Origin of the sequence: Rhizobium laguerreae (assembly GCF_002008165.1) — a bacterium.
GTDB lineage: Bacteria > Pseudomonadota > Alphaproteobacteria > Rhizobiales > Rhizobiaceae > Rhizobium > Rhizobium laguerreae.
The window spans coordinates 14531-32591 of the sequence record NZ_MRDM01000004.1 but is presented as its reverse complement, the minus strand read 5'-3'; the positions used below and the strand labels follow the sequence as shown (position 1 = coordinate 32591).

Sequence of the window (18061 nt, the reverse complement as noted above, 5' to 3'; positions counted from 1 at the left end):
CCGGCCAATTCGTCACCCTGAAGTTCATCTTTGCGATGTGATGACGACGATCGGCGTTGTGTTTGTACGGCATGGCACTCGACCAAGCTGATTGCGATCCTGTTTGCCTATCGCCGAACCGTTCAGAAACTATTCATGCACCAAAGCCGCGGTACCAGGCATCAGGTCACCACAAGCGCTTCGTTGTTGATTGACCTTGCGCCCAAGTTTTATCCAATTTTGAGTTCGCTCCAGCGGTCTTTGAGGTGCTCCCCGATTTTGGGCCAGAGCTTACTTCAAAATGGATTATTTCAACGGGACAAGGTCATTGATTATAACCGAGGGACCCAATATCTGAACCGAGGCTCCCTGGCTGTTCGTGAGAGTGATTCCGGCGGCGCCGATTTCGATGACTTGCGTACCGGTTGCGGCCTTCACTGAGAGTCGAATTTTGTCAGGGCTCAGTTCGATACTGCTGCCGAGTGCCGCCGCGGCTGACGTCAGGAGGTATTGATTCTCGACCTCGATGGCATAGATATTCCCGACCTTGAGGTTATGATCTTTCTGCGCTTTTAGAAAGACTTCCTCAAAACCTTGTCTATCCTCGAACCGCAGTTCGTTGTAATCTGCAATTGTGCCGCGATCGGTGTGCGTTCGGAAAGTGGAGCGGGTCTGGTTGGCCGGCAAGACCTCGGGCGGCAGGTTGGAGCCGTTGTAGACAACCCCGGTCACGAGTGGACGGTCAGGGTCGCCGTGGACGAAATCCACTACAACCTCTTGACCTATCCTTGGAATTAGCAGGCAGCCGAAGCCCTTGCCCGCCCAGTTTTGGGCTGCCCTGATCCAGCAGGAGCTACTTTCGTCCTTGTTGCCCTGGCGATCCCAGAAAAATTGGACCTTGATCCGGCCGAACTGATCTGTGGCGATTGTCTCACCCTTCGAGCCCACCACGACCGCCGTCTGCGGCCCCTTGATAATGGGCACCGGCGTGAGGCGCGGCGGGCGGTACTGGGTGCTCGCAGAGATGATCTCGACCTTACCACGATAGAGAAAGCGCTCAAGGTCGCGGCCGGCGACCCCTCTCGACGGATCGTCTCCAACATCCCCCAGAACCATGAATTCGTTTGCAATCGCCAAAAACCGCTGAGTGGCCTTCGGGCGCACACCCCCTTCGCCGTAATTAAAAGGATTGGCCGCCTTGAAGATGGATCCTGTTGTGATCTGGCGAGCCGTAGTCTCAATGCTCGCGCGATAGTAATTACACGCGAGTTCTTCCGCGCGGATCGCGGCATAGAAATCGCCATCCCCTTTTTGCTTGTAACCTCCGGGATAGTTGAATGTCTCTTTCAATGCTGGGGAAACGACTGAAGTCAGGGACTCCGATGCCATGACAGGGGCGCCAGAACGGTTGATACCGGCACTCATTGCGGGTGGAATGCCGCCTATCCGCACGGATGGGAGGTGCGCGATAGCAGTGAGCTCTGCCATCGGCTTCTCATAATCATAGTCCTTGAGAACGACCTTGGAAGGCTGCAGTGACACGACTTCGCTCCAGTCCAAGATTAAATCATCATGATGAAGGTTTCGGGCTGGCCTAAGATTCGGATGGGTTTCCACGGTCTCAGGCGTGCATGTCGGGTGGCTCGAAAGGTTGTCGACAAGAACCAGATCATGGACGTTCTCTCCGTGTTCAAAATAGTAGTATATGCCGTCCTGCTCCATTAAGCGGCTGACAAAGTTCAAATCCGACTCTCCATACTGCACGCAAAAGCTACGCCGAGGAAACCGCCCGACTGTGCGGTTCTTGAAATTTTGTTTGTTTTCCTGAAGGATGGACGTAATGATTTCGATGCTGGTCTTGTTCTGGAAAATCCGACTGTTAGTACGATAGTCGAGTAAGAAGAGCGAGGGACGTACCTCTGCAACGTAGTTTAGGTGCTCGGTGGCGTGCAGCCCGAGATATTCGAACCGAGTGATTACGCCGTTGAAAAAGCGCGTTGCCGCGTCCTTCAGCTTAAGGCCGACCGTCAGGGGTTGGCCAGGAACTTTGGCGAAATTCTGAATCGGAGTTGGGGCGGCGAGCATGACTTTGTAAAGGAAGGGTTGCGACAGGCGTTCGGTGCCTTTGAGCCAGCGAATAGTGACATCTCCCGGTTGGAATGCGGCCGATGTAATCGCGACAAATCGATTGTGCTTCAGAAGATTTTCGATTTTAGACTGGGCCATACTGGATTTCCGCAAGTTGTGCTGCTAGAGCGCCGCAGCGCTTCGTTCACTTGGCTGAAGAGACACGGCCGGAGCCGCAGATGAAAATATGAAAGGCGGCACGAGGGACTTCGTTGATGAGCCCCGCCGATTGGCCTCCACCGCCGCCGCCGTTCAGTTGCTTTGACTTGATAATCCACAAGGCGCCAACCTATCTTATGCTGCAGCACCTTCGTTCCTAGATGAAGAAGGTGGCATTTCGGGTTTGAGATAACTGCAGTTGGCGGCTGATGGTGAGTTGGGTGTGGGCGAGGTCCAACAGGGTCAGCAACTTGTTCGGCAATTGGCCAACGGGCATATGCTATTGGGCACCAAGACTAGGGGCGATATGTTTTAGCCGGACCGCGCCATATGGATGGCGCTCTCGCAACGAAACCGTCCGGCGCATCCTGTTCTTCTGATCACGCAGTTATCGGTGGGCTGTAGGTGCTCACTGGCGTCAAGGTCTTAATAGTCCTAGTAATGATCGCTCTCCCTGCGAGAATGCCTTGGTCAACGCCACGATTTGGTATAGTCCGCCACTAATCTTGCTTGGCCGTGCTATTGAGCGGTTCGTGCTTCAATTCAAAATGTGCTGAATAGTGTGGCCCGCTAAATGCTGTCGCACTTTTGACTGTGACCTCGCGAAGGACACTCGACTTGCTGTTGAGACTCGTGCAGCTCAAATATCCCACTCCATGAGATTACTTCGAAGGTTGAATACCCGCGCCGGTCGCCAGACACTCGATTGGCGTCACCGTCAGGTCAGCGGCATCACGAAGGGTCGTGCGTTCGCCCATCCAACTGGTCCAGCCGAGCCTACCGCTATGTCCTAAAAGGACTTTCGGCACCTCGTTGTGTTTGAGCACAACGTTGACCTCCCAGTCCAGTTCATCACTCAGGTAGTTACGAATAATCGTGGCGAAAGTCTCGAGGTCACGTCCCCCAGGCAGCAGCCGCTCGTACTGAGCCAACCCGAGCGGACCAATGATGATGCGGAAGCGGTGGTGGTAGACTTTGATCCTGTCACCAACAGAAGCTGTGCTGCCAAGAGTGCCGGTGCATGGATCACGACCCAGAAGGCAGAGTGCGTTTATGGGCAACTCAACCCATTTCGGAATATATTCACGAATTTCGATGGGCGCTGCAAAGAAGCCGGCGAGAATGGCGGCCAACCCGTCGGCATTGTGGGTCTGCGGGGCGAACCGTCCGATGAAGTGCAATTTAGCTAAATCGGGCATGGCATCCCGCCTATGAAGAGACGTCATTCCAAAGCCGGCGAGGGCGCCGAGCTGCAGGGCAAAGCGGTCTGCATGTGGCCTGTCATGGCTGACGGTTGGCTCGCTCTCCGCCCAGGCTCGGAAGAAGAGCGAGGCTAGTCGATGGTGAAATATATCGGTGAAGCGTACGAATGTTTCATCGGCAGCATTGTGCTGCCGAAATAGGGCATACTCGGTCAGATGCAGAGGCAGCGGGCCGTTGGGACCGAATAGGCCGAAGGCGTAGGTGGAAATACTGGCCGGGCGATTCCCTATAGCCTCTGTCACATGTGCGATGGACCGCGTCGGAAAGGCCAGCGTGGGCTGCTGTCCAAGTCGCACCCTATCTAAACTCGGCCGGCTCGATTCCCCAAGCCGAGGGCCGTCTGAACAAATTGCATCGATGAGCCGCATAACCTGAAAGATATCGTAGGCATGCGGCTCGGCCGCCACCGCACCAAGAAGGTGGTCGAGCTTGCTCTGCATCATAGGGTCGTCCGGCGACCAAGCATTGTGGGCCATCGCATCACCTTACCGCGCTGCAATGTCGAGACGACCATCTCGGTGAAGCTATTGATAGATACATATTTGGCGAAGAACTGGTTGAGCACAGAGGTAAGAGGAAAGATACCCACGCCTTCGAAAGCGGCTTCGTCCAGGATGATGCTGATCTCGGTACCGCGTACGACAGCAGCTTGTCCGCCGCCTGGCAGTCGCCGATCTATCGGTCGCGACTGGATTTCTCGTATGCCGTCAATCTGCCGCGAGGTAAGAGCATCCTCCGGATCGACGTAAAGGCGCAAGAGTTCACGCAGCGCCTCTGCGCCCGCGTGACTGTTATTGTCAGAATTGGTAATCGAGAGGTAGTTCAGCGACAGATGGCTGATTAGCTTCCACGCCACATCTCCGCTCGCGGAGGAATGACGCGGCCTGCTTGGCGACGACAGGCACCGCGTGGCTATAATAGGAGCTCCAATTTCGAGTGTGAAATCTGTTTCGTTTTGACCGATCGGAAGTAGCAGCGGCAGATGTCTATTCGAACAAAGACAGCGCACGGACAACCATGAGATATCCACCGAATTGGGCGCCGCCCGCCGGTCGACCAGTGAGAGAAATGTTTCGCTGCCAACATAGCCAGTCCTGGCGCCGTTCAGATGCTGGTGCTCCGACAACAGGCGATGTTGTCTCCTAACGGTGTAATAGCTGTTGTTCTGCACCTCCCGTCCATGGGCGCTAATGCTGTAGAATGGAAAAAACCGAACGGGGCCTGCTTGGCTGCTCTCTCCTTTTCCGCTCATTTCGAGAATCGACTGCACTTCGAAATCATGTGGCCTCATTCGATCGACAACCAAATGATGCTCGTAGTTCTTGTCACTCAAGTGGATGCGATCGGCCTGGCGCTCAAAGAGATTGATGGCCGGTGTCACGAACAGAGCGATGTTCGGAATTCCGACGTGCCGTTCCAGCCGTGGCTCGGCACGTCCGAGCGCGAACACGATCTCGAGAGTATCTGTCGCTGATAGGCCCACAGCATCCGCCAGCCCACTGAGCTCGATGAACAAGGTTCGCTCCGCAAGCGCGAAGTATTCCTGCAGCAGTCGATAACCGTCAAAGGAGCGCGGAACCGCCGGCAAAAGCGCAAAGTTGTCCTCCAGACCGCACTGCCGTAGATCGCTGAGTGGGATTGTTTTCTGCCAAGGGGTTGGTCGGCCAACTGGCCGAGCGACAATGCCGCGAGTATCGGCGAAAAGCTGTTCGGCGACTGCGGCACCGATGCCACCGGATCCAGCAAGGTAGAACGTCAAGGTACGAAGCGGGAGTTTGTTGATGGGAATTCCATTCGTCGTCCGAAGGCGGAGTCGCAGCGCAGCTTTAACGTCTTGCAGGTGTGGGATATTTAGAGCGGCAAGTTGCGCCGGCGTTGTATAGTAGTCTACAGCGCTCACCTCAATCGGCCAGAGATGGACGTCGTGAGCAGTGCGGAACTCGCAATGGGTGACGGCGTCAGAAGCAAGTTGGCCGAGTAGCTTCGTTCCGCGCGGGACTACGTATCCCTGCTCAAGCCGGCCGGCCAAGGAATCTGGTTCAAATCGGACGACCGTCATCGATGGGATCGGGGACAGAAAATGTGGGTAGACCAATTCCAGCAGGTGCTGCGTGAAATCTGGAAAACGAGCCTGCAGCTTTAATTGGACACGCGCCGCGAGGAAGGCAAAACCTTCTAACAACCTTTCGACATAGGGGTCGGCAACTTCGGCTGATTCCATTCCGAGCCGGCCAGCGACCTTTGGGAACGCGCGGGCAAACTCAGCTCCCATCTCCCTAATATATGCAAGCTCATCATTGTATGATTGGAGAAGCCTCGGGTCCATCAGTCCACCTCCGAGGTTGTTTCGACAACGCTAACGATCCCACATCCTGCTTCGAGGTCAGTACGCATTACGATCCGCAGCGGCACTGGCTGCGCCCAGAGCTCAGCCTCAATTCTAAACCCAAAAGGGTTGCCTTTAGCGTCGGGCAGCGGTGTGACATTGACGCTTTCAGGAAGGAGACGAGGTTCGAAAAGTTGCAAACCGTAGGCAATCTCCTGTCCAACGTCGTTTGCGTCCAGTCTTTCGACCGCGGCGAGAGCGCGGACTCCATAATTGAGGGTGCTGGCCGCAACGTGAGGATAAGAGCGGAGTTCTACGGTTGCAGCTAACTGAGTTGCGTTAAGCAGCCAGGATACGTCACGCTGGATCAGCGCTTGCATCTTGCTGAGCGAGAAATTGTAAAAGTTTGCCGACTCGCACGTAGTGCGCGGCGCGTCGTCCGTTAGCCGGTCGAGAAGCGATGGCCTAATTAAGTTCCACTTGGCAATTGCCATGTTCATTCTCCACATGGAGTGCAAGACGCCGAAGCCGGATGCGCCGAGGCGCAGAACGCAATCTTTCGGGTGTGATTGCCTCAACCCGTGAGCTTGTTGAAGTCCATACTGTTAGAAATTTGATTCCATGTACCCTCACTAGATTTCTTAAGAACACCTCTATCGTCCTGCTTGTAGTAGAGGATCGTAGACGCGCCAAATCGGAAGGTGACCGTCTCCTCCGGGGCTTCCTCCGCATGGGCCCACTCGACCTTCTCGATCGCCAACATGTTGAAGCTCCAGTGCAGGAACAGGTTTGACGAGGCCGGCGCCAGTCCGGCGCCAGTCGATTTGAATAACTTTAGATGAACATTGTTGAAATGGGCACCAGCGCCACATGCCGTGTACAGGGCGTGAGAGGAGTCATCCACCTGCTTCTTAATGGTGAAGGCTTCGAACTCGGCCTTGCCGGACCCAGCGCCCGCGGTGTGGGGCCCAATGTTGAGCTTGTTCTCGAGCGAGAAGCCCCATTGGTCGCCAAGTGAGATGCCATCCGTTAAGATAAGGGATTCCCCCTTCGGGTGGTATCCATCTTTAGACGCTTTCGTGAAGCTCATTACTGCATCGAATGCCATTCTGAATGTCCTCTATTTGTTCTTCGGATCAATGGCCGAAATTACACCGACCAGGGTGGTCTACGGTGGTGGTGTTCGAGATCTAGCCCGAGCGAGCCGACGGCAGCCGCGCTACCAGCCTCAGTGAGATAGTGAGGCCCTCGAGTTGATAGTGCGGTCGCAAATAGAATATGGCGTTGTAATAGCCAGGATTGTCCTTGGTTTCCTCGACCTTGACCTCAGCTGATGAGAGCGGCTGTCGCGCCTTGCTTTCCTCGCCACCCAATTCTGGCGAGGGGTGGACAAAGCCTTGGATCCACTGGTTCAGCCACTCCTCGACTTCGTAACGTTCTTTAAACGCACCAATCTTGTCCCGGACCATGCACTTCAGGTAATGGGCGAAACGGCAGGTCGCAAAAATATAAGGTAGCCTGGCGCTAAGTTCGGCATTCGCCGAAGCCTCTTGATCATCGTATCTGATTGGCTTATTGACGGTCTGGGCGCCGACGAATACGCCCAGCTGTGTGTTCTTCCGGTGCAACAGTGGCAGAAGGCCATTTTTAGAGAGCTCTGACTCTCGCCGATCGCTGATTGCGAACTCAGTAGGGCATTTGACGTCGACGCCACCGTCGTCGCTGGGAAAAGCATGTACTGGCAGGTCCTCAACGAGGCCGCCCGATTCGAATCCACGAATTCGAGACAGCCAGCCGTAGAGCTTGAACGATCGCGTAATATTGACACCCATGGCATAAGCTGCATTCGTCCAAAGATACTTTTCGCTGTCACTACCGTCGGCGTCTTCTTCAAAAGAAAATTCATCGGCGGGATTGGTCTTGGCGCCATAAGGCAGCCGCCCGAGCATACGTGGCAAAGTCAGCGCCACATACCGGGAGTCCTCACTCTCGCGAAAAGCTCGCCAAGCAGCATGCTCAGGCGTCAGAAAAATCTTCGAGATGTCGCGTGGGTTGGCGAGTTCGCACCAAGAATCCATTCGCATAAGATGCGGCGAGGCAGCTGAGATAAACGGCGAGTGGCTTGCCGCAGCAATTTGCGCAATGCCGGTGAGCAGATCTATATCGTGAGGGCTGTGTGCAAAGTAGTAGTCCCCAATTAGGCAGCCATAGGGGTTGCCACCAACTTGCCCGAACTCCTCTTCATAGATCTTCTTGAACAACGGGCTCTGGTCCCAGGCTATCCCCTTAAATTTTCGCAGTATTCGAGATATCTCCTTCATAGAGATGGAAAGAGCGCGAATTTTCAAAGTCTCGTCTGTCTCGGTATTGAACACGAGGTGATGCAAGCCTCGCCAAGCTGACTCCAGCGCTTGAAAATCCGGGTGATGGAGTATTTCGTTGATCTGTTTTGACAATTTCTCATCGATCGACGCTATAATCGACTGGATTGTCTCAACGGCGTCATCATTAATCAGTGGTGCATGTCGAAGTGCTTGGTGAGCCAACGTCTTAATCGCATTCCCCACCGCCTCGCGGCTCTGGTCGGAACGGGGCTTGAATTCGCGCTGCACAAGAACGACGAAATCATCGACATCAACAGCAGCCGTGAGATCCGCCTGCGCATGCATTCGGGTTGTTGCGGTCACGCTCAATTACTCCTTCGTCTCCGGCGATCCGGGCGGTGGCGTCTCCGGCGATTCATCGGGGTCCAGAGACTTGGAAGGTGCACTAAGGGCACCGAGCAGCGCGGGATCGTTGAGGAAGCGGACCATCAACTCTTCTGCGCCGACCTTGCCGTCCATGTACGTCAGGAGATTAGAAAGCTTTGTCCGGGCCTCTAGCAGCACCTTGAGGCTTTCAACTTTCCGCGCCACGGCTGCCGGTGAGAAATCGTCCATAGTTTCAAAGGTCAAGTCGACAGCGAGTTGACCTTCGTCAGTGAGACGGTTCGGTACACGTATGGCCACCCTAGGCTTTAACGACCTGAGCCGGTCATCGAAATTATCGATGTCGATCTCCATCATCTTACGTTCGACCACTGGCGGCAGCGGCTCGGCGGGACTGCCAGCTAGGTCGGCCATGACGCCTACGACGAACGGAAGCTCCACCTTTTTGCTCGAACCATAGGTCTCCAGGTCGTATTCAATCTGGACTCGAGGGGGACGATTCCGGTTGATGAACTTCTGACTGCTTGCCTTTGCCATCGTTCCATTTATCCTGATGTTAGTTGTGGTTGAAGGTTGGCACCTCATGCACCGGAGTCAGCTGCCACACCCACAATTGAGCGGTATTGAGCAGCTCCCTCCGGAGCGAGATCTATGAGCAACGCCATGAAGTCCTTGGATACGAGTCGCTTTGCCCGCTCAAGCAGAGTTGGCACGGGACTGGCTGGCTCATTCACGTGATACCATCGGCAGATACAGTCGAGTATGCCGATAACATCGTTGCGACCGCGTATCTCTTCCGGATTTCGTATCTCGTGGTGGGGTAACGATGGCTGTAATGTGGCGGGTTGCGGCAATTTCTGGTGCCCGTTTACCACATCCTTTCCCTGGCGGAGCACCGAGATGAGCGGTTCAAAGCGGACAGCGTCGATGGCATCGACGTGCTTCTTTACTTCCGCATCCAAGCGCAGAGCAGCCGCGAGAGTAGCGTCGAGTTCCTCGCTCAGTTGGCAGAGATGGGCTGGGTCGGTATCGCCGAAAGCCATTTCGATCGTCGCTGAATTGATCTCGCTCGACCGAGGCCGAGTCTGCATCCAATCAAAGAGGGTAAAGCTTCCAAACTGTCTGGACGCGGTGAGGGGAACTTGGCAAATCTCTGCAATAAGTTTGGAGGGATCGCAGAGATTTGCCAAGGCATTAAGGCGCACGGTCTGGTCGCCGCAATCCTCTGTGTCTGGACGAGGATGCAGCTCCAGCCAATAGAATTCCACATAGCCGGCGAGCAACTCAATTCCCTGACGGAGGCCGGGGTATCCAAATTGGCTGAGAGCGGAGCGTGTTAACATAACACCGATGCGCAAATCCTTCGTGCGAGCAGCGAGGCCCCGACCCAACCGCCACACTTGGTGCCAGTCGGGAGCCTCTCCGGCCAGAACGGAATCTCCCATCTGCTGAACGGGCCTGCCCTGCGCGGCCATCTCAAGTTCGAGAAAACTCAAATCGTAGTCGAGAGCATCACCGCATGGGTTGCCGTCGCTGACCGCCTTTAATAAATGATCTAAATCGAGCATAGCCAAATTCCCGTTTGCCCTTCACAGCGTCACTCGGCCCGAAGGCCCGATTAGTCTGAGGTCGTGCCTGACTGTCTAGCTGATGATCGACGGCTAATGGCATGCGAGATGCATATGCGTTCATCGTCAAAGTGGACCGGAAGTACTTTCGGTGATAAGCAAATACCAACTGCGCATATAAGGGTGCTAGAAAAGTACTCTAAGCTCCGCTCAAGTTTCGATTTTTCGAATGACGTGGAGCCAGCGGATGTCTTTTGACAATAAGGTCGTTTGGTCGGAGGGATTGTTTCTCCGGCCGCAACATTTTCAGCAAAACGACCACTACTTCGAAAAGCTGATGCGCAGTAGAACGGCGGTTTTGCATGGCTATGGGTGGGGCGTGACCCACCTTAGGCTCAACCAGGAGCTGCTTGGTTTGGGCAAGATCGTTATTGATTCAGCGCATGGAGTGCTGCCAGATGGTACTCCATTTAGCATTCCCGACGACGCGGACCCGCCAGGCCCGTACGAGGTGCCTAACAACGTCCGCGATTCACTTGTCTATCTCGCAGTTTCGCTTTATCAGCCAGGGGCAGTGGAAACAGATGCGCGAGCAGAGATAGATGTCCCGACCCGCTTTAAAGTTGCTGCTCAGAATATTGTCGACACAAATGCCGGCGAACGCGGCAGCGCTTCCATCGAAGTGGCGAGGCTACATTTTCACCTCCTACCGGACACTGCAGATCGCGCTGGATTCACCTGTCTTCCTATAGCGCGCGTAATGGAGGTTAGAGCCGACCGGCAGATCGCTCTCGACAAGGATTACATCTCGCCAACTCCCGACTGCGGCAGTTCCCGTGTCCTCTCTAATTATATGAACGAAATAAGCGGCTTGCTTCACCATCGGGGTGAGGCGCTGGCTGCGCGGGTTACGCAAGCGGGCGGGCGCGGAGTGGCGGAGATCGCTGATTTCCTTCTTCTTCAGGCGATCAATCGTTACGAACCGTACTTCCACCACCTTTCCAAAGTGGCAGGCGTGAATCCAGTGAGACTTTATGGCCTTATGGTCCAATTGGCCGGTGAATTGGCGACATTTTCTCGAACCGAGAAGCGTCCCCCAACTCTCGTCGACTACAGGCACGACGCTTTGTCGCACACTTTTGTGCCGGTGATCCGGTCGATTCGATCCTCGCTGAGCGCAGTGCTGGAGCAGACGGCGATATCGTTGCCGTTGCAGCATCATAAGTACGGTGTCCATGTCGCGGAGGTGCAAGACCGCTCGCTGTTTACGACGGCGAGCTTCGTGCTAGCCGTGCGTGCCGACGTAGAGACCGAACGGCTGCAACGCGAGTTTCCCACTCAAATTAAGATTGGACCGGCTGAGAAGATCAAAGAGTTAGTCAACGTCGCGCTGCAAGGGATTGTCATCAATCCTCTGCCGGTCGCCCCACGGCAGATCCCTTTCCATGTCGGCGTCACCTACTTTGAGATCGACCAGCACAGCCGGCTTTGGAAGGACATGCCTCACTCCGCGGGCTTGGCGCTGCATGTGGCGGGTGATTTCCCGAATCTCCAAATGGCTCTCTGGGCCATCCGCAGTCATAGCGACCGTTCGACTAGCTAAGGCTAAAATACTCGCGACGAAGACGAAAGCCAGTTCATCGGTGAACTGCAGGCATAATCCAGGCGATTGGATCGGGCGATAGAATATCGAAAGTCTATTCGAGGATCGTGGTCTTATTCTGTCTAACGACCACCATGACCATGTCAAAGCACCGCTGCGCGATCGAGCGAGCGGATAGGATTCACAATGATCGAGCCCAACGACAATAGCGTATTTCTGAACGGCCAGGCGAAACCGCTGCCGGCGGAGGTGTCAACTACCTTGAGTGGCAGTGATGTCACTCGAACCGGCTGCTACACGATCAATATCGACGCTTTTTCCAGAGAGCATGTTAGCGAGCCCTGTTGGGACATTGGAGGCTCCCTTGATGAGTCGAGGCTGGTGGACGCCGTCGAAGTGGCTTCTGAGCTGTCTGTTGGCAGGGTCACGCGACTCGGGGAGCTGCTCGATCGAGACTGTAATCTTCCGCCGTTTTTGGATGTAAAACAATGCCAATCGCTAGCCAGCGTAGATATCCGGCAGGCGGATATTCTCTCAGATCATATCCCTGACCATGCGTGTGTCTTCGTTCACCCGAGGCAATTGGTTGAGACCATTCCAGACGATTGGGATCTCGCGACAGAACTAAGGATAACACAGGCGGTTGGGAAGGCCGGTTGTGGCGACGAAAAACATGTGGCCGTAGCGGCCTTACCTGCCGCCTGTGGTCTATCTTCAGCAGCTATTGAACAAGGCGATGTTTTAGCCGTTACGGACCGTGCGGAGCTGACGCTACTGAATTCCGCCGCCGGTCTCGGCAGCACGTTCTCGCCATGCGAAGCCGCCGCCGGGTGCACGGTGACCAAGCAGCCCGTTGGAGACCGCCTAGAAGTCATGGCGGACGCCAGGAAGGCGTTGCAGGCGGCTCTGTGCTCCGACGCTTCGCCACTCCTTCAAGGGGACATCGGCGTCGAGCCAGCCTTAGCTGACATCGATGCGCATGAGGCTTTCATGCTTGCCTCACTGCTGAAACCTCTACTGAGCGTCCGCGAACGGCTCTGCCCGGCAGCGATCGAGGCGTCGGTTGTGCGGCCCAGTTGGCTCTGGAGTGGCAGGGGGAAGGCCAGACTTTGGGATGAGTACTGTCGTGTCTTCGATGATGTCGTCTCGGACATCGAGAGTGGCATCCTTCGGAGCTTTGCCGCCGACGTTGGATCGTCGCCCCGCGTGGGCACGCCAACCCAGAAAGAACCAACGGTTGCGGTGAAGGTTCAAAGGGATCGCAGCCGTTTTGACTGAAGAAACCGTATCAAGTCCCCCCGAGCCTGCCGCCGCCCCTGAGCCCTCGGCCTTGACGTTGCCAGCGATAGACCAACAGTTCTGGGAATCGTTAACGCTCCACAGGCTCAATCCACTTGTCGCGGCCGCTGCAGCGCTGCTGAGCCTTTGTGCTCAACTCAAGAGCAATACGGAACATAAGAATGTCGAGGAGCTTCGGCTGCAGGTCTTGCGAGAGATTGATGTGTTCGATCGCCGGATAGTACAGCTTAGACTACCGGCAGGGGCGATCAAGGTTAGCAAATATGCTCTCTGCGCTACTATTGACGACATTGTTCTGAATACCGCGTGGGGTAACCAAAGCATATGGACAACGCGGAGTATGGTAGGGACGTTGTTCGGCGAGACCTGGGGCGGGGACCGATTCTTCGATCTTCTGGAGCGCTTAAAAAAGGGCCCGGCAATCAATATCGAATTGCTGGAGTTGCTCTACTACTGCATGCGGATTGGTTTCGAAGGCCGCTTCCGGGTGGCTGCCAGAGGTGCGTCCGAACTCAGCCTGCTGTGCGAGGATTCGTACCGCCTGATCCGAGTAGCACGGGGTGACTTTGAGCGTGACATATCTCCGCACTGGAAAGAACGCGCAGAGGCGCGTAGACCGCTTCGCCGATTCGTTCCCATTTGGACCCTTGCCGCTTTCGGCGTAGTTTCTGTCCTACCGCTTTATCTGGGGCTCCAGTACATATTCGCTAACCGTTCTGATGTGGTCCTCGCGGAACTCGCGGCTCTGCCACCGGCCGGTGCAGTAAGGATGATGAGGGCCACCACGCAAGCTACAGGTGCCACTAACAGCAATAGGCTACGTCATTTTCTCGAGACTGAGATCCGCGATGAGTCTGTCACTGTCACTGAGGATGCGCACCAGATTTCTGTTACCATCCGCGGCTCCGGGATGTTCGACCCGGCGAGTTCGATCGTGAATGTATCATTCGTGCCACTTTTTCTGCGGATTGGTCGAGCACTGAACGAGCAGCCGGGGTCAGTTATTTTGGCCGGACACACGGATTCGATGCCAATTCAATCTCTTGTCTATCCTTCCAACGAAGATCTCTCTGTGGCGCGTGCCAAAGCAGCTGGTGAGACGATCAAATCAACAATGAGAGAACCCGGGCGGGTGAGAGAACAGGGCAGGGGCAGCGGTGAACCGATCGCTTCGGATGAGACGCCAGAAGGGCGCGCTAAGAACCGGCGAATCGAAATCATAATCCCGAAGCTAAATTGAGAATTAGATCATGCAGTCAATAAACAAAGCGCTTCAGTCAAAATGGCTTCATATCGCGCTAGTTGGTTTCGTAATTGCAGGAATCTTTCTGTTTGGACGGCACCTCTCATTTGGTGGCATTGGCCCATTTGACACTCTCAGCGAGCAACTCCTGGTGTCAACGTTCATTCCAATCGCGTATGTCGTGATCAATATGATCAAAGGCAATTTCGAAAGCTTTTTCCTTGACCGAGTGTCCAGTATGCTGGACCGCTACGGGGTGAAAAAAAACGAGGAGGACGGAGCAGGATCTTCTCCTTCCAACTCGGGGAAAACGTCCGCCAACGCTGCCAAAGCGGAATTGGAGACGATGTCAGCTCGTTTCCGCGAAGCCCGTACCGTGCTCAAGGCCCTCCGTCGTGACGGCGTTCTCGCCAGCCGGTGGCTCTATAAATTGCCATGGTACGCAATCATCGGTGCGCCCCAGTCTGGAAAGACCACTGCGATTGCTAATTCGGGCCTCGGATTCCCACTGGCACAAAGGCTCAGCCGGAAATCCGCCAGCGGGGTCAAAGCCACGCGAAATTGTGATTGGTGGTTCACCGACCATGCCGTGCTCATCGATACTCCGGGACACTACATAGTCCAGGAGCCCAATCCTGACCAGTGCAAAGCGGTCTGGCATGGCTTCCTTCGACTGCTTAGCCGCACACGCCGCCGACAGCCGTTGAACGGGGTGTTGGTCTCAATTGCGATCAACGAGCTGAGTTCGTTATTCGAGGACGAGTTCCTCCATCATGCCGGATGTATCCGACAGCGGATTCTTGAGCTGTACAGAGAACTGGGAGTGCGACTGCCGATTTATGTGCTACTCACCAAGAGCGACCTGATTGCTGGATTTAACGAATTCTTTGACGACCTTGGAAGCGAGGGGCGTGAGGCCGCTTGGGGATTCACCCTCGCGCAGGTGCCATCGGAGAGTGAAGGCAACCCGATGGAAAGTTACGCAGGGGACTATGATGCACTCGTTGGACGTCTCAACGACAGGCTGCTCGAACGAATGCACCAAGAAAGCGATATTCGACGTCGCGCACTTGTGTTCCGCTTCCCACAGCAGGTCGCAAGTCTGAAGCATCCGATACAAAACTTTCTGGAGGAAGTCTTTGGTCCGAATTCGTTCGAGGAACCGATCATGCTCCGGGGCGTCTATTTCGTGAGCGGGACGCAGGTGGGCGCACCGATTGATCGCGTTGTGGCGGCCACCTCGCGGACTTTCGGCATCACTGAGCCGGCCAGACATATTTCGCCAGACCAGAAGCGTAGTTATTTCATTGCTCGTTTGCTTCGCGAACGAGTTGTCGCCGACATTGGGCTTGTCGAGACCCACCCCCATGCCGAACGGCGTCAACGTTGGCGTCGATATGGCCTCTGGGCGATGATCAGCGCACTTGTGGTGGTTGTGTCCGTCTTCTCGATCGTCAGCTTCGCCCGCGAAGTCCATATGATCGAAAGGATTCGTCAAACGCTGAGTAGCTATGCCAAGGAGGCGGAGAAGCTCAGGATCGACCCGGTGGAAAATAGCGATCTTCGACCGATCGTGCCGCTGCTCAAGCAATTGCGCGACATGAGGACCGAATATGATGAAGGCATCAGGTCGAGCCATCACCTTCAAAGAATTGAGTTTGACAAGAGCAAAGAGATCCGTATTCAAACGCGTGCGGCCTATGATCGGGGTCTTGAAACCCTATTGCTGCCGCGTCTGATTTTGCGACTAGAAACAATACTGGCGGAACGACAGGATGATCCCCCTTTCCTTTATCAGGCGCTGAAAATATATTTGATGCTTGGGGGACAAGGTCCTTTTGAGCCCAAGGCCGTCAAAGACTGGATGACCCTAGACTGGCAAGTGGAGTTTCCAACTGAGGCCGATGCCAGCCTTCGCCACGCGTTGGCCGAACACCTCGATGCCCTTTGTGAGAACCCTCGGTTAAATATTGGTCTCGACAGCCATTTAATTGAAAAGACCCGCGCGAAGCTCAGGACCATCTCACTATCCCGCCGAGTCCTCAACATCATCACAACCACTCCTCAGGCCATCCAATTACCAACATGGCGTCTATCCGACCACGCTGGACCGACGGCGGACGACGTCCTGATCCGCAAATCAGGACAACCGCTCAACACTGGGGTCGCAGGCATTTACACCCGAGCCGGGTTCTATGGCCCTGTCCTGCAACTTTTGCCACGGATAGCAGATGCGGTTGTTGCAGAAGGTTGGGTGCTCGGTGATCAGGTGATCACTCCGGGCGATAAAGCGAGTCAGAAGCTGCAAGATGCGGCTTTGGATCTCTACTTTCAGGATTTTGCGTTTTATTGGGATCAACTCATTAACGACATCTCCATCCGTTCGATCGCAAGTGTTGACGACATGCTGCGGACGTTGAATGCCCTTTCCGCGCCGACGTCGCCTATGCGTTTGTTCCTCACCGCAGCGGCACGCGAGACGAAGCTCGGCGAACCACCGGCACCCGAAACGCCGACTAAAGGTAACAGCACTGCCCAGGGGGAGCCTTGGCGAAGCGACCTCCAGGCACTCTTCCATCCGGGGATTGTCTCCCGCGATCCAGAAAGCCAACCCCGACTCTATACCGATGAGCATTTCCAATGGTTGCAGCAACTTGTCAATGTGGCGCCAAACAGCCCGGCGGGCGCCCAAGCGCCGATCGACAGCGCAATCCGTGACCTCAGCACTCTCTATCAGTCGCTTAGCGATGTGCAGAGCCCGGCGCTTGAGAAGGGTGATCAAACCACTGTCGCCATCCGCAAAATTGAAGCCGGAGCAGCCAATTTGCCGCCACCCATCCAGCAGTGGATTGGTGGCGTGGGCCACCTAAGCTCGAAACTCTCGATCGGCGACACAAAACGCCGTCTCGCGAAGATGTGGGCGGTTGGTGCTGGTGATTTGTGTCGACGCGCGACCGAGGGACGGTACCCCTTCGCACGCGGATCCCGTCGCGATATTCCTTTGGGAGATTTCGCTCGGCTGTTTCGCCGAGATGGCATAATAGACGCATTTTTCTCAGAGCACTTGGCGAGCATTGTTGATCGTTCCGAGGGGTCGTGGAAGTTTCAGTCGACGGTAAATGCCGATATACAAATTAACCGAGATGCCTTGGCGCAGTTCAAACGAGCGGCTGCAATTGGGGACTCCATGTTCAAGGATGGCGGCAATCAGCCGTCCTTTGACTTCCTGCTAACTGTCGCTGACACCGATCCGTGGACCGACGAGGTGGGGGTCGAGATCGACGGCCAGCAACTCACGCAGCGCCGAGGAGCATACAAACCTGTGCGTTTCCACTGGCCCATGGATGGTGGCGTCGGTGGCGCTTCAGTTACTTTCGACGCCTTCGACCGTACGGCGCTTTCTGAGGTGGGGCCCTGGGCGTTGCTCCGGCTATTGGATAAGGGGAAAACGCTTCCCCAAACAGACTCCGACCGCATTTACGTGCGGATGGAGGCTGGCCGCCGATGGGCGACATTCATCCTCCAATCCGACAACCTGATCAACCCGCTATCTCGCAGCCTATTATCGCAATTCCGATGTCCACAACTCTAACGCCAAACTGCCATTGATCCGAGTGAGGCTGCAGTCGGAAGTTGCCAAAGATCAATGCCGGTGGACGGGATAGGCTTACCATCGGATCGCGGAGAAACCCGATAGGGACTTCCATTTGCCTGAGGGGCGATGTCTTTGATCGACGTCGTCGCTGGCTCGGGCTAGGGAAAGGCCACACTACGTCCATCTTTCAG

The 18061-nt window shown here is 55.3% G+C and carries 12 protein-coding genes; 4 read left to right on the top strand and 8 right to left on the bottom strand.

Translation table 11 applies throughout. The features are described from left to right. Positions 1-285: 285 nt before the first annotated feature. The 8 genes from tssI to tssA form a co-directional block, all read right to left on the bottom strand. Positions 286-2205 (bottom strand): type VI secretion system tip protein TssI/VgrG, encoded by a 1920-nt coding sequence (tssI, locus tag BS630_RS04335; protein WP_077976434.1) that lies wholly within the window; start codon positions 2203-2205, stop codon positions 286-288. Between the two features lie 722 nt (positions 2206-2927). Then, positions 2928-3971, bottom strand: coding sequence for a type VI secretion system baseplate subunit TssG (gene tssG, locus BS630_RS04330; RefSeq protein ID WP_245310389.1), 1044 nt, complete (start codon positions 3969-3971; stop codon positions 2928-2930). Continuing rightward, a complete protein-coding gene (tssF, locus tag BS630_RS04325; protein WP_077976432.1) occupies positions 3968-5854 on the bottom strand; it encodes a type VI secretion system baseplate subunit TssF in 1887 nt (628 codons plus the stop codon). The genes tssG and tssF overlap by 4 nt, the downstream gene beginning before the upstream one ends. Continuing rightward, positions 5854-6348: a type VI secretion system baseplate subunit TssE gene (gene tssE, locus BS630_RS04320; RefSeq protein ID WP_245310388.1), complete on the bottom strand. Its 495-nt coding sequence runs from the start codon at positions 6346-6348 to the stop codon at positions 5854-5856. The genes tssF and tssE overlap by 1 nt, the downstream gene beginning before the upstream one ends. Before the next feature lie 80 nt (positions 6349-6428). Then, the gene (locus BS630_RS04315) at positions 6429-6962 is read right to left on the bottom strand and encodes a type VI secretion system tube protein Hcp (RefSeq protein WP_077976430.1); all 534 of its coding nucleotides are present in this window, start codon (positions 6960-6962) and stop codon (positions 6429-6431) included. A gap of 82 nt (positions 6963-7044) precedes the next feature. Next, positions 7045-8523: a type VI secretion system contractile sheath large subunit gene (gene tssC / locus BS630_RS04310; protein WP_077976429.1), complete on the bottom strand. Its 1479-nt coding sequence runs from the start codon at positions 8521-8523 to the stop codon at positions 7045-7047. A 24-nt stretch (positions 8524-8547) separates the two neighbouring features. After that, positions 8548-9099 (bottom strand): type VI secretion system contractile sheath small subunit, encoded by a 552-nt coding sequence (gene tssB, locus BS630_RS04305; RefSeq protein WP_077976428.1) that lies wholly within the window; start codon positions 9097-9099, stop codon positions 8548-8550. Between the two features lie 44 nt (positions 9100-9143). Further along, positions 9144-10130 (bottom strand): type VI secretion system protein TssA, encoded by a 987-nt coding sequence (tssA, locus tag BS630_RS04300; protein WP_077976427.1) that lies wholly within the window; start codon positions 10128-10130, stop codon positions 9144-9146. 247 nt (positions 10131-10377) lie between these two features. On the opposite strand from tssA, the gene tssK reads away from it, so the two are divergent. From tssK to tssM, 4 genes are all read left to right on the top strand, one after another. Continuing rightward, positions 10378-11733 (top strand): type VI secretion system baseplate subunit TssK, encoded by a 1356-nt coding sequence (gene tssK, locus BS630_RS04295; RefSeq protein ID WP_077976426.1) that lies wholly within the window; start codon positions 10378-10380, stop codon positions 11731-11733. A 186-nt stretch (positions 11734-11919) separates the two neighbouring features. After that, entirely contained in the window at positions 11920-13011 is a 1092-nt protein-coding gene (locus BS630_RS04290; RefSeq protein WP_077976425.1) for a type VI secretion system-associated FHA domain protein, read from the top strand. Continuing rightward, complete coding sequence (gene icmH, locus BS630_RS04285) at positions 13004-14272, top strand: type IVB secretion system protein IcmH/DotU (RefSeq protein ID WP_210283480.1); 1269 nt, start codon at positions 13004-13006, stop codon at positions 14270-14272. Before BS630_RS04290 ends, icmH begins: the two co-directional genes overlap by 8 nt. A 10-nt stretch (positions 14273-14282) precedes the next feature. After that, on the top strand, positions 14283-17867 hold the full coding sequence (tssM, locus tag BS630_RS04280; protein ID WP_077976423.1) for a type VI secretion system membrane subunit TssM: 3585 nt from the start codon (positions 14283-14285) through the stop codon (positions 17865-17867). Positions 17868-18061: the final 194 nt, after the last annotated feature.

Bases quoted from the DNA above. Each gene is read 5' to 3' on its own strand.
- tssM (WP_077976423.1), top strand. From the start codon at position 14,283: ATGCAGTCAATAAACAAAGCGCTTCAGTCAAAATGGCTTCATATCGCG.
- BS630_RS04315 (WP_077976430.1), bottom strand. From the start codon at position 6,962: ATGGCATTCGATGCAGTAATGAGCTTCACGAAAGCGTCTAAAGATGGA.
- tssI (WP_077976434.1), bottom strand. From the start codon at position 2,205: ATGGCCCAGTCTAAAATCGAAAATCTTCTGAAGCACAATCGATTTGTC.
- tssF (WP_077976432.1), bottom strand. From the start codon at position 5,854: ATGGACCCGAGGCTTCTCCAATCATACAATGATGAGCTTGCATATATT.
- tssG (WP_245310389.1), bottom strand. From the start codon at position 3,971: ATGATGCAGAGCAAGCTCGACCACCTTCTTGGTGCGGTGGCGGCCGAG.
- tssC (WP_077976429.1), bottom strand. From the start codon at position 8,523: ATGCATGCGCAGGCGGATCTCACGGCTGCTGTTGATGTCGATGATTTC.
- tssK (WP_077976426.1), top strand. From the start codon at position 10,378: ATGTCTTTTGACAATAAGGTCGTTTGGTCGGAGGGATTGTTTCTCCGG.
- tssE (WP_245310388.1), bottom strand. From the start codon at position 6,348: ATGGCAATTGCCAAGTGGAACTTAATTAGGCCATCGCTTCTCGACCGG.
- tssB (WP_077976428.1), bottom strand. From the start codon at position 9,099: ATGGCAAAGGCAAGCAGTCAGAAGTTCATCAACCGGAATCGTCCCCCT.
- tssA (WP_077976427.1), bottom strand. From the start codon at position 10,130: ATGCTCGATTTAGATCATTTATTAAAGGCGGTCAGCGACGGCAACCCA.
- BS630_RS04290 (WP_077976425.1), top strand. From the start codon at position 11,920: ATGATCGAGCCCAACGACAATAGCGTATTTCTGAACGGCCAGGCGAAA.